Below are 12,104 nucleotides of genomic sequence, written 5' to 3'. Positions count from 1 at the left end.
AAGGAAGAATGAGATGAGCATAAGACGAATAATGGCCGGGATCGGGATTGTGTTTGGTTCTGTCATCCTCCTTATTATATTGTTTACATCCTGGTACACCGTTGATGAATCCGAGCAGGCACTCGTTTTAACATTTGGTGAAGCCAATGAAACCATCACCGAGTCAGGCTTGAAGTTCAAGCTGCCGTGGCCTATACAGCAGGTGGAGGTATTGTCGAAGGAAACCTTCAGTCTGCAGTTTGGATATGAACAGGAAGGCGGAGAAATTCAATCATTTCCTGAAGAAACCGTGATGATTACAGGTGATGAAAACATTGTATTAACGGATCTGGTTGTTCAGTGGAAAATTACTGAACCGCGTGATTACCTGTTCAATGCGGAGGATCCGCGGGAGGTTTTATACGATGCAACGTCCGCTTCCATCCGGAGTATTATCGGAAGCTCCACCATTGATGAAGCGTTGACATCCGGAAAAGCGGAAATTGAAGCAGAGGTTCGGGAACTGCTGGCATCATTGATGGAGAAGTATGAGGTAGGGATTTCAGTGCAGGCAGTCCAGCTGCAGGACGTAGAACTGCCGAATCAGGAAGTGCGTCAGGCATTTACGGCTGTTACGGATGCGCGTGAAACGATGATTACAAAAGAAAATGAAGCTGAAAAATATAGAAATCAGAAAGTGAATGAAGCGCAGGGGGAAAAGGATGCGATTGAATCCCGTGCTCAGGGTGAAAGAGCAGCCAGGATCGAACAGGCACGTGGAGACGTTGCGATTTTTAACGAAATCTTTACCGAGTACCAGAACAATCAGGAAATCACCCGTCAGCGTCTGATCCTCGAAACACTTGAAGAAGTACTTCCGGGAACGAAGCTGTACATTATGAATGACAATGGAGATACGCTGAAGTACCTTCCACTGCAGCCTGACAGTCAGCAGCCGGTTCCGCCACCAGCTGAAGAGAGTGAGGGGTCGTCAAATGGACAATAATGATCAGAATAAAGTTTTTGATTTTAATAAAAAGCCAAAACAGACTAAAAAACATATCGATATTGACTGGAAGAAATACCGTAAAGCAGGGATCATTTCATTTCTTCTCATCTTCCTTCTGATCATTGCCCTTTTGAATGTGTTTATCGTAAAAGAAGGGGAATACCGGGTAATCCGGCAGTTTGGAGAGGTTGTTAATATTATAGAAGAGCCGGGATTACACGCAAAAATTCCATTTGTGCAGTCCGTCACTACACTTCCTAAATATCAGATGACTTACGATGTATCTGAAGCAGAAATTAATACGATGGATAAAAAGCGTATTATTATCGATAATTACGCTGTCTGGCGCATTACAGAACCGATCAGCATGATCTCTAATGCAGGTACGATGGTCAATGCAGAGTCAAGGATGGAGGAATACATTTATTCAGTCGTCCGGTCCGAGCTTGGCCGGTTAAATTACGATGAAATCATTAATGATGAAAACTCTTCAAGAGGAAGTTTGAATGACCGTGTAACGGAACGGGTCAATGAACTGCTCGATCAGGAACAGTTTGGTATTGAAGTTGTGGACGTAAGGATGAAGCAGACGAACCTGCCTCAGGCGAATGAAGAGTCCGTCTATACGAGAATGATTTCTGAGCGTCAGTCAACTGCCCAGGAGTATTTATCGATGGGGGATGCGAATAAAAACCGGATCGAAGCGAATACGGATCGTGAAGTGAGGGAGCTGCTGGCAAAAGCAAATGCCGAAGCCGACGTAATTCGTGCGGAAGGTGAGGCAGAGGCCGCCAGAATCTATAATGAAGCCTTCTCGAAGGATCCTGAGTTTTATGAGCTGTTCAGAACGCTTGAGTCCTATAAAACAACGGTGAATGATGAAACGATGATTATTTTACCTTCAGACTCACCGTACGCTTCCCTCCTTCAGGGAATAACTGAATAAAAGTGTGCAGGTGCCGCTGTTTTCCCTTTCATTTTGGAAATGCTAAAATGAAGGAAGGACAGCGGCTTTTTGCTGTAATTGAACCGGAAAAGGAGTGGATCAGCGTGTCAAAAAAGTTGATGCTGATTGATGGGAACAGTATTGCATACCGTGCTTTCTTTGCTTTACCGTTACTGAATAATGATAAAGGAATACATACGAATGCCATTTACGGCTTCACAACCATGCTAATGAAATTGCTCGATGAGGAAAAACCGACTCACTTAATGGTTGCTTTTGATGCAGGGAAAACGACCTTTCGGCATAAAACCTTCTCAGAATATAAAGGAGGACGTCAGAAAACACCACCTGAATTGTCTGAGCAATTTCCTTTTATCCGCGATCTGCTGGATGCCCATAGTATCGAATATTATGAGCTTGATCAGTACGAAGCGGATGATATCATCGGAACACTGTCGGCACAGGCTGAAAAAGAAGGCTTTGAGACGGTGGTTGTATCAGGAGATAAAGACTTAACGCAGCTCTCCTCTGATAAAGTCAGAGTGGATATAACGAAAAAAGGAATTACAGATCTGGAAAAATATACGCCTGCACATATTGAAGAAAAGTACGGGCTGACACCGGATCAGATCATTGATATGAAGGGACTTATGGGTGACGCATCCGATAACATTCCAGGCGTTCCCGGGGTCGGTGAAAAAACAGCGATAAAGCTCTTAAAACAATTTGGCACGCTGGAAAAAGTATTCGAATCGATCGATGAGGTAAGCGGGGCGAAGCTGAAAGAGAAGCTCGCAGATAATGAGCAGCAGGCAGTCATGAGTAAAAAGCTTGCGACGATCACAAGAACCGCTCCTGTCACAGTAAAACTTGATCAGCTCGGAAAAAAAGAAGCAGACGCTGCGAAGCTGATTAAGCTTTATAAGGAGCTCGGTTTTAATTCACTGCTAGAAAAGCTTGATGGTCCGGCAGAAGAAAAAGTGGAGCTGAAGGAGATAAAGTGGGAAACCGTTTCTGACCTTGATGAAAACAGCCTGCCTGATGAGGCAGAATTATATGTAGAAATGTTCGGAGAGAACTATCATACTGCTCAAATTCTCGGTATATCTCTGCATTTTGATGGAAAGACTTTGTTTATTTCTCCGGAAGACGCTGCAGCATCCACTCATTTTAAGGCGTGGGTTGAAAATGACGCAGTGAAAAAGTCTGTCTATGATGCGAAGCAGTCGATCGTAGCGTTTGGTCGTTTAGGGATGCAGCTGAAAGGAATTGATTTTGACCTTCTCATCGCTTCCTACGTCATTGACGCTTCTGAAGCGGCTGATGATTTTGCCTCCATCGCAAAACGTCACGGAGCCGATGCTGTTCCAACGGATGAATCGGTCTACGGAAAAGGAGCTAAAAAAGCAGTACCTGACAATGAGACGCTTCAGCAGCATGTGGCGAGAAAGGCTGCTGCGATTGGGAACATTAAGCAGACTTGTATTGAAGCTTTAAAGAAAAACGAGCAGTACAGTCTGTTTGAGGAGCTTGAGCTGCCGCTGGCCACGGTTCTCGCTTCCATGGAACAAAAAGGGGTCAAGGTGGATATCGGCCGCCTGAAGGAGATGGGCGTTGAACTGAAGGAAAAGCTTGAAGAAATAGAGCAGAATATTTACCGGATTGCAGGGGAGGAATTTAATATTAATTCCCCAAAACAGCTCGGTGTGATTCTGTTTGAAAAAATGGGGCTCCCTGCACTTAAGAAAACGAAAACAGGATATTCCACTTCTGCAGACGTGCTTGAGAAGCTGAAGCCTGAACATGAAGTGATTGAACACATTTTACATTTCAGGCAGCTTGGCAAACTTCAATCAACCTATATTGAAGGTTTGCTGAAGGTCATTCATGAGGATACAAATAAAATTCACACCCGTTATAATCAGGTGCTGACTCAGACCGGACGACTGAGTTCAACGGATCCAAACCTGCAGAACATTCCGATCCGGCTTGAGGAAGGCCGTAAAATCCGTCAGGCTTTCGTGCCATCTGAAGACGGCTGGGTGATGTTTGCAGCAGATTATTCACAAATTGAATTGCGTGTACTTGCCCACATTTCAGATGATGAAGGGCTGAAGGAAGCATTCCACCAGGGAATGGATGTTCACACTAAAACCGCCATGGATGTGTTTGGAGTGACTAAAGAAGAGGTTACATCCGGCATGCGTCGTCACGCGAAAGCGGTCAATTTCGGTATTGTGTACGGCATCAGTGATTACGGTCTTTCACAAAGTCTCGATATTCCAAGAAAAGAGGCTGCTGAATTTATCAAACGCTATCTGGAGAGCTATCCGAAAGTAAAGGAATATATGGATGATATCATTCATGAAGCAAAGCAAAAGGGCTATGTGGAAACGCTGCTTCACCGCAGAAGATATATTCCTGAAATCACAAGCCGTAATTTTAATGTAAGAGGTTTTGCTGAACGTACGGCGATGAATACGCCGATTCAGGGAACAGCAGCAGATATCATCAAAAAAGCAATGATTGAAATGGATGAAACATTAAAAAACGAAAATCTGAAAGCGCGTATGCTGCTTCAGGTGCACGATGAACTTATTTTTGAATGTCCGAAGGATGAGATAGAGAAGCTTGAAAAACTTGTACCTGAAGTGATGGAAAAAGCTGTTGAATTATCCGTTCCCCTAAAGGTGGATTACTCATATGGCGACACCTGGTACGATGCAAAATAAAGTGGAAGGAGCGGGTAAGGATGCCGGAACTTCCCGAAGTAGAACATGTAAAAAGAGGACTCGCACCTAAAATAACGGGATTGAAAATTGTGGAAACCGTGTTTTCCGATACGGTCATCAACGCCCATGAATCAGGTAGAAAAGCGGTTGTTAAAGGAGAAGGTCTTGACTATTTCAGAAGCTCAGTTATGAATGCCGAGATTGAAACAGTAGACCGGAGAAGTAAATATTTATTATTCAGGCTGAAAAAAGAAGAACGTACTGAATGGATTTTATCTCATTTAGGTATGACCGGCGCCTGGTTTGTCGTGAATACGGTGGAGGAGATTGGGGAAATCAGGTTCCGGAACCATGTTCATGTTATTTTTACGCTCTCCAATGAACAGCTGCTGGTGTATTCGGATATCCGAAGGTTTGGGGAAATGAGGCACCTTAAAAATCAGTCAGATCATCCACCTTTACTGGCTATTGGACCGGAGCCTTTTGATGCCGATACAGAAAGCCGGTTTTTAACCGCACTCGAGTGGCCAAGGTTCAGCCAAAAGCCGATTAAGGAATCGATCATGCATCACTCTGTCATTGCAGGGTGCGGTAATATATATGCCACAGAAGCACTGTTCAGAGCGCGGGTGAATCCGAAAAGAAAAACAGAGCGGTTAAGCCTGCAGAAGAAAAAAGAGCTGTTCCATCATATAGTGGACGTTTTGAAAGAAGGAATCGAAGCGGGAGGCAGCAGTATTTCGGACTACCGTAACGTCAATGGAGAAGCAGGCGGAATGCAGGAAAGGCTGCAAATGTATGCAAAACAAGCGTGTCCATTATGCGGATATGGGGTCAAAAAAGCCGTTATCGGGGGGCGTACCTCTCATTACTGCCCGAAATGCCAGCGTTAACAGAAAGGGTTGTGTCACATGATTATTGGTCTGACCGGAAGTATCGCCACCGGTAAAAGTACGGTAGCAAACGAATTAATGAAAAGAGGTTTTACCGTGATTGACGCAGATCAGTCAGCTAAAAAAGTCGTGGAACCTGGACAGGAAGCAAGCCTGAAAATCAGGGAAGTGTTTGGTAATGATTTTTTCCTTGAAAACGGCGAACTGGATCGTGTCAAAATGGGAAATGAAATTTTCAGTAATCCTGATCAGCGTCAAAAGCTTAATGAGATTGTTCATCCAGCTGTCAGGCAGGACATGCTCAGACAAAAGGATGAAGCACTTGCTTCAGGTAAGACCACGATCTTTTTAGACATTCCATTGCTGTTTGAGAGTGAACTGCAATGGATGGTTGAAAAAATCCTTGTTGTGTACGCGGAAGCGGCTGTGCAAAAAAAGCGTCTGATGGATCGCAATGGATACTCAGAGCAGGAAGCACTGGACCGGATACAGTCACAGATTCCGGCTGAAAAGAAAAAACAGCTGGCAGATGCTTTTCTTGATAATAGCGGTAGTCTGTCTGAGACGATCAGACAGCTGGATGAAGTGATTACGCAGTGGGATCTGCAACCATAATATTGAGATTTGGATTTACGCACATTTAAAAGCCGGAGCCGACTCTTTTTGAGCGGTTCCGGCTTTTTTAATTGCGTAGCATAAGATTGGCAAAATCGTGAAAAATACCAATTAGGTCTTTGCAAACGCTTTTAATATGTTATACTATTTTTAGTTATTTTGATTATAAGTATAACATTATTAGGGGGATCCTCATGAAAAAAACGAACATTGCCATTAATGGATTTGGCCGAATTGGCCGAATGGTGTTTAGAAAAGCGATTATGGAGGACAATTTGAATCTTGTAGCCATCAATGCCAGCTACCCTCCGGAAACACTTGCGCACCTCATTAAATATGATTCCACTCATGGAGCGTTTGCGGCTGAAGTAACCGCTGACGAGGATTCATTAACTGTAAACGGAAAGAAAATACTCCTTGTAAATGACCGTAACCCGGAAAATCTTCCGTGGGCACGTCTTCAAATTGATATTGTGATTGAGGCTACCGGTAAATTTAATGCGCGTGATAAAGCGGCTCTTCATTTAAACGCTGGCGCTAAAAAAGTTGTATTAACAGCACCTGGTAAGCAGGAGGATGTCATGATTGTGATGGGCGTTAACGAAGACGCACTTGATGTTCACCAGCATGATGTCATTTCAAATGCTTCCTGCACGACAAATTGTCTTGCTCCAGTAGCAAAAATTCTCGATGAAGAATTCGGTATCGAAAACGGTCTGATGACGACTGTGCATGCCTACACGAACGACCAGAAAAACATTGATAATCCGCACAAGGATCTTCGCCGTGCACGCTCATGCGGTCAATCTATCATTCCGACTTCAACAGGTGCAGCTAAAGCTTTAGGAAAAGTTTTGCCGAATCTTCAGGGTAAACTTCACGGAATGGCACTGCGCGTTCCAACACCAAACGTATCGCTCGTTGATCTTGTTGTAGATGTAAAACGGGAAGTGACGGTGGATGAAGTGAACGCTGCGTTTAGACGGGCTGCTGAAAACGAGCTTAACGGAATCGTGGCATTTACAACAGAACCACTTGTATCCATTGATTTCAACACAAATCCAAACTCAGCGATCATTGACGGTCTGTCCACAATGGTAATGGGCGCTACAAAAGTTAAAGTACTTGCATGGTACGATAACGAATGGGGTTACTCATGCCGTGTAGTTGATCTGGTTCAGCATCTGGCACACCAGATGGATCAGTCACATAGAGAAGTAACAGCTTCATAAGGTGAAACTCCTGCCAAACGGCAGGAGTTTTTTAATGAATTGATTTATTGGTGTGAGAAGAAATTTTCTCCTGAGACAACCGGTGATTATGGGGTACATGAACCAATGTGATATTCCTATCAACAGACAAAAATAACCTTCAAATATCTCTGTTTCAAAACAAGTTATTGCAAAACCCTTCAAAAAAACGTATACTGTTTTTCGTGATCTTATTTCGGTTCCACACAACATAACTTTCTGCTTAAAGGGTTAGGACCTCATCGGACTAACTTTCCCCCGTGGCAGTCAGTGTCTGACCAACCGGATGAGTTCAAATTTTGTTAAGGGGGAACGATCAATGGAAACTATGGGTCGTCATGTAATTGCAGAATTATGGGGCTGTGACTTTGAAAAGTTAAACAGCATGGAGTTAATCGAACAGACATTTGTCGATGCTGCTCTAAAATCAGGAGCAGAAGTCAGAGAAGTGGCATTTCACAAATTTGCACCGCAGGGAGTAAGTGGCGTTGTGATTATTTCAGAATCACACCTTACAATTCACAGCTTCCCGGAGCATGGTTACGCGAGTATTGACGTATACACATGCGGGGATCTGGATCCGACAATCGCAGCAGATTATATTGCTGAAGCGCTTGGTGCACAAACGCGTGAAACCGTTGAAGTGCCAAGAGGCATGGGTCCTGTTAAAGTTGGTAAACCTGCTATTAGTGCCGTTTAATAGAATATTGACCGTTCATGAGGATGCCTTTGTGCATCCTCTTTTTATATATTGATTAAATGGTGAAGCCGGGCTGGACTCACCCTACGCTTTCCGCGGCCGCGCGGTGAGCCAGCTAGTGCTTTGCACTACGCTGTCTCACCTGTCGCTTCTCTGCCGCAGGAGTCTGCGGGTGAGTCCAGCCCTCTTTGAGGCGTATTTCATTTTCTTAAGACAGAGGTGGTAATAGAAGAATAAAAGGCCGACTCTTGTGGAATCTTCAAATCTCCTGAATTTAAGAAAAGGTGAGGGGGAAAACGGACAAGCAATGATTTTTAACCGTACATATAATTTGAAATGGCTTTTGTGGAGTTTTGACGTCTGTTTTTATTTATTCGACAAAAACTGATAGAATGGATATACAGAGTTTAGAGGAGGAATGACGTTGGCGGGTTTAAAAGGAATGTTTAAACGATTCAGTTCTGAGTGTGAGACGCATGATACGCATGCGGATAAAGAGCTGGAAACGCGTTATTACAAAGCATCATTTGACAAAGTATATGATCAGGTTAAAAAGTATTTTTCGGGTGAAGGATACGAAATTTCGTCGGAATCGAAGGATCACGGAGAGATAATGATCAATCGTACAAAGAAGCCTTCGATGTTTATTATTGCGACTGTTGTGAGTACAAGACCGATTCACACTGCGCTTGACTTAAAGATTTCCACGGACCAGACGATTGTCGGAGGGGCTTATCCGAAATTGAAAGAGGAAGTGCTTGCCTGTTATCAGGCGATGTCAAAAGAATTGAGGGAATCAGATCGTTAAGGGCACCTTGTGATTTCCGTCCATTTTGGCTATCATAGTAAGAAATAGACCCAATTTGGAGCTGGTGAAATGAAATGTCCTTCGTGCCATGAAAATAATACGAGAGTAATTGACTCCCGTCAGATTGATGAAGGCAGATCAATCCGGAGAAGAAGAGAGTGCGAATCGTGTCACTACCGTTTTACGACGTTTGAAAAAGTGGAGGAAGTTCCGCTCATCGTTGTGAAGAGAGATGGCATACGTGAAGAATTCAGCCGCGATAAAATTCTCAGAGGTCTGATTAAAGCATGTGAAAAGAGACCGGTGCCGTTTGAGAATCTGGAGAAGATTTCAGGAGATATTGAACGGGAGCTGCGCAATCAGGGGATTTCAGAGATCCCGTCTGTTGATATCGGCGAGATGGTCATGGACCGGCTGTCAAAGGTTGATGAGGTTGCCTATGTCCGGTTTGCATCTGTCTACAGACAGTTTAAGGACATCAACGTGTTTATTGAGGAATTGAAAGAACTGATGAATAAAGAACGTACATAAGAGAGTGAGAGGTCTTCCTCTTCTCTTTTTTTGTCTGAAAGGAAAGGGTCTGAGTGTATGACAAACAGATGGAAAGAGATACAGCCTTCAGATGAATATAAAGTCCAGCTGAACGGACAGCTGAACAGTCATGATCGGGAAATCCTTACATTTTTGTATCAGCCGCTGGTTGGGCCGGCAGCAGTCAGCCTTTATAATCTTTTATGGATGGAAGTAGACAAAAATCAGCTGGAGAGTAGTGGCTATAGCCATGGTTCTCTGATGGCTATGCTGTCATTTTCCATTGATGAGGTATTTCAGGCAAGAATGCGTCTTGAGGGGATGGGACTGTTGAAAACCTATCGTCATGGAACGGCTGACAGGAAATCCTACCTTTATCAGCTTCAGCCACCTTTAAGTGCACGTCTATTCTTTGAGGATCCGATGCTGAGTGTTTTTCTTTATAAACAGATTGGCAGTACCCAGTTTCAACGGCTCAAAAAGTACTTTTCCGTTCCTTTCGAAAGTCTTGATGGTTATACAGAAATTACGAGGAGTTTTCAGGATGTTTTTGAATCGGATATGAAGCTGTCCCCTGTAAAAGCTGAAGCTCCTGATAAAAACACAACGGTAGTTTACAGGGCTGAAAATGATGGGGTACCTGCAGATTTTCAGGGATTTGATTTTCAACTGCTGCTGGCAGGTTTATCAGAAGCGATGATTCCCCGGAAAGCACTTACTTATGAAGTAAAACAGATGATCGTGAAGCTTTCCGTCCTTTACGGCTTATCTGAAACTGACATGAAAAATCCGATATTATCTGCGCTGAATGAAGAGGACCGGGTTGATGTACATGAACTGCGTAAGGCTTGCCGTGACGTCTTTCAGCTACGGAATAAAGGGACTTTGCCCGGAATTAAAGCAAAAACAGCTGAAAACACTGCGCACGAACCTGTTGAGGAACTGAATACAGAAGACAGTCTTTTGCATTATCTTAAAACGACATCTCCTGTAAAAGTGTTATCAGATGCCTCGAAGGGAGTGGACCCGACAAGATCAGAACTTGAATTGATCGAGACGCTTCTTTACGAAAAAAAGCTTCCTCAGGAGGTCGTAAATGTCCTTCTCCAATTCGTCCTGCTCCGAACAAATATGAAGCTGACGAAAGGCTTCGCTGAACAGATCGCCAATCACTGGGTAAGATCGGGGATTCAGACAGCGGAAGCAGCAATGGATGAAGCAAAAAAAGAGTATAAAAGCTATATGACCTGGAAAAAGTCGGGAGGAAAACAGCCGGCTAAAAAAGGCAAGACAATCCGCAAAGAGAAACTTCCGGACTGGTTTACTTCAAAAGCTGATTCAGAAGAAGATGAGGCCGATCCGGAATTCTTAAAAGAGCGGGAACGGTATTTAAAAGAGCGTGAAATGAAAAAACGCATGGCAGGTGATGAATAATGGATCCAATTAACCGGACGATCAGGCGCCTGTCAGGTTCCGATCAGTTCCAGCAGAGATATGAAATGATGAAAAAAGAGATTGCAGCCAATCCCGAGGTTCAGCATTTTCTTCAGCAAAATGAAGAAAATCTGTCACCGAATGCTGCGGATCAGGGGATGATCAAGCTTTACGAATATATGAATCGCTCTGTAAAATGTGCGGATTGTCCGAGCCTCGGGGAATGTAAAAATACGATGCAGGGATATGAGCCGAAGCTGATCATCCAGAATGGATTTATTGACCTTCAGTATGCACCATGTCCAAGACAGCTGGCAGCCCGGGAGCAGAAGGAAACGGAAAAGCTGATTCAAAGCATGTACGTTCCGAAAGATGTTCTGAAGGCAACCTTTGATCAGGTGGATATAGACAGTCCATCCCGAATGAAGGCGCTGCAAATGGCTGAAGATCTTGTGAAAAGGCTGACAGAAGACCCTGAACATTATAAAGGTCTCTACCTTTATGGACAGTTTGGTGTGGGGAAAAGCTATCTGCTTGGGGCAATCGCCAATGAATTGAAAAATAAAAATAAAGCAAGCTTCATTTTATATTTCCCGGAGTTTCTGAAGGAAATGAAACAGTCATTAGGAGATCAGTCGTTTGCAGGTAAAGTAGATGCCGTGAAAAAAGCATCGATTCTTATGCTGGATGATATCGGTGCTGAATCAATTTCAAGCTGGGCGCGTGATGAGGTGCTCGGTACGATTTTACAATACAGAATGGCAGAGGGGCTTCCGACTTTCTTCACCTCCAATTTCGATTATGAAGGGCTTGAACATCACCTGACATTCTCACAGCGTGGAGAGGAAGAGCCGGTTAAGGCAGCGAGAATCATGGAAAGAATTAAATTTCTCTCTATACCTGTTGAAATGAAAGGGAAAAATAAACGCAATTCTTAAAAAAAGCCTCTTGCTTTTGGAAAAGGACTGCTCTAAAATGTCTTTATACATTTGAATTAGATATTTCTAAAGGCACTGATGGGGACATGAATCATTTTGGCTGATTTTCAGAGAGAGAGGACATGGCTGCAAGCCTCTCATGAAGCGGAATGACTTTACCACCCTTGAGCCGTACGAGTGAACCTTACAGTAATTTGTACCGGATGCAGCCCGTTAGCTGAACCAGAGATTCTGAATGCAGTCTGTTCAGAAAAAAGGGTGGAACCGCG

At 43.7% G+C, this 12,104-nt stretch carries 11 protein-coding genes and 1 other annotated feature (1 of these 12 running past the window's edge); all 11 genes read left to right on the top strand.

The window, feature by feature from the left end:
- Nucleotides 1-13 precede the first annotated feature (13 nt).
- The 11 genes from hflK (at nt 14) to dnaI (ending at nt 11,835) form a co-directional block, all read left to right on the top strand.
- Nucleotides 14-985 carry an FtsH protease activity modulator HflK gene (gene hflK / locus E2491_RS17085; RefSeq protein ID WP_134376824.1) on the top strand — a complete coding sequence of 324 codons (972 nt, stop codon included), beginning with the start codon at nt 14-16 and terminating at the stop codon, nt 983-985.
- Complete coding sequence (gene hflC, locus E2491_RS17080; RefSeq protein ID WP_134376823.1) at nt 975-1,934, top strand: protease modulator HflC; 960 nt, start codon at nt 975-977, stop codon at nt 1,932-1,934. Before hflK ends, hflC begins: the two co-directional genes overlap by 11 nt.
- 104 nt (nt 1,935-2,038) lie before the next feature.
- Nucleotides 2,039-4,666 carry a DNA polymerase I gene (polA, locus tag E2491_RS17075; RefSeq protein ID WP_244093984.1) on the top strand — a complete coding sequence of 876 codons (2,628 nt, stop codon included), beginning with the start codon at nt 2,039-2,041 and terminating at the stop codon, nt 4,664-4,666.
- 20 nt (nt 4,667-4,686) lie between these two features.
- The gene (mutM, locus tag E2491_RS17070; protein ID WP_134376821.1) at nt 4,687-5,559 is read left to right on the top strand and encodes a bifunctional DNA-formamidopyrimidine glycosylase/DNA-(apurinic or apyrimidinic site) lyase; all 873 of its coding nucleotides are present in this window, start codon (nt 4,687-4,689) and stop codon (nt 5,557-5,559) included.
- 18 nt (nt 5,560-5,577) lie between these two features.
- Nucleotides 5,578-6,174, top strand: a complete 597-nt coding sequence (gene coaE / locus E2491_RS17065; RefSeq protein WP_134376820.1) for a dephospho-CoA kinase — start codon at nt 5,578-5,580, stop codon at nt 6,172-6,174.
- 194 nt (nt 6,175-6,368) lie between these two features.
- Nucleotides 6,369-7,406, top strand: coding sequence for a glyceraldehyde-3-phosphate dehydrogenase (locus tag E2491_RS17060; RefSeq protein WP_134376819.1), 1,038 nt, complete (start codon nt 6,369-6,371; stop codon nt 7,404-7,406).
- A 337-nt stretch (nt 7,407-7,743) separates the two neighbouring features.
- Nucleotides 7,744-8,124, top strand: coding sequence for an adenosylmethionine decarboxylase (speD, locus tag E2491_RS17055; RefSeq protein ID WP_134376818.1), 381 nt, complete (start codon nt 7,744-7,746; stop codon nt 8,122-8,124).
- Nucleotides 8,125-8,548: 424 nt separating this feature from the next.
- The gene (locus E2491_RS17050; RefSeq protein WP_134376817.1) at nt 8,549-8,932 is read left to right on the top strand and encodes a cytosolic protein; all 384 of its coding nucleotides are present in this window, start codon (nt 8,549-8,551) and stop codon (nt 8,930-8,932) included.
- A gap of 69 nt (nt 8,933-9,001) precedes the next feature.
- Nucleotides 9,002-9,463 (top strand): transcriptional regulator NrdR, encoded by a 462-nt coding sequence (gene nrdR / locus E2491_RS17045; RefSeq protein ID WP_134376816.1) that lies wholly within the window; start codon nt 9,002-9,004, stop codon nt 9,461-9,463.
- Nucleotides 9,464-9,520: 57 nt separating this feature from the next.
- Nucleotides 9,521-10,897, top strand: coding sequence for a replication initiation and membrane attachment family protein (locus tag E2491_RS17040; RefSeq protein ID WP_134376815.1), 1,377 nt, complete (start codon nt 9,521-9,523; stop codon nt 10,895-10,897).
- A complete protein-coding gene (gene dnaI / locus E2491_RS17035) occupies nt 10,897-11,835 on the top strand; it encodes a primosomal protein DnaI (RefSeq protein ID WP_134376814.1) in 939 nt (312 codons plus the stop codon). Before E2491_RS17040 ends, dnaI begins: the two co-directional genes overlap by 1 nt.
- A 66-nt stretch (nt 11,836-11,901) precedes the next feature.
- Nucleotides 11,902-12,104 (top strand) — a binding site (T-box leader) (it continues 25 nt past the right edge of the window).

The organism is Jeotgalibacillus sp. R-1-5s-1 (assembly GCF_004405105.1).
Lineage (GTDB): Bacteria > Bacillota > Bacilli > Bacillales > Jeotgalibacillaceae > Jeotgalibacillus.
Note: the sequence above shows the minus strand (reverse complement) of the source record. Positions and strands in the feature narration are given on the sequence as shown.

Bases quoted from the DNA above. Each gene is read 5' to 3' on its own strand.
- hflK (WP_134376824.1), top strand. From the start codon at position 14: ATGAGCATAAGACGAATAATGGCCGGGATCGGGATTGTGTTTGGTTCT.
- hflC (WP_134376823.1), top strand. From the start codon at position 975: ATGGACAATAATGATCAGAATAAAGTTTTTGATTTTAATAAAAAGCCA.
- mutM (WP_134376821.1), top strand. From the start codon at position 4,687: ATGCCGGAACTTCCCGAAGTAGAACATGTAAAAAGAGGACTCGCACCT.
- coaE (WP_134376820.1), top strand. From the start codon at position 5,578: ATGATTATTGGTCTGACCGGAAGTATCGCCACCGGTAAAAGTACGGTA.
- E2491_RS17060 (WP_134376819.1), top strand. From the start codon at position 6,369: ATGAAAAAAACGAACATTGCCATTAATGGATTTGGCCGAATTGGCCGA.
- speD (WP_134376818.1), top strand. From the start codon at position 7,744: ATGGAAACTATGGGTCGTCATGTAATTGCAGAATTATGGGGCTGTGAC.
- nrdR (WP_134376816.1), top strand. From the start codon at position 9,002: ATGAAATGTCCTTCGTGCCATGAAAATAATACGAGAGTAATTGACTCC.
- E2491_RS17040 (WP_134376815.1), top strand. From the start codon at position 9,521: ATGACAAACAGATGGAAAGAGATACAGCCTTCAGATGAATATAAAGTC.
- dnaI (WP_134376814.1), top strand. From the start codon at position 10,897: ATGGATCCAATTAACCGGACGATCAGGCGCCTGTCAGGTTCCGATCAG.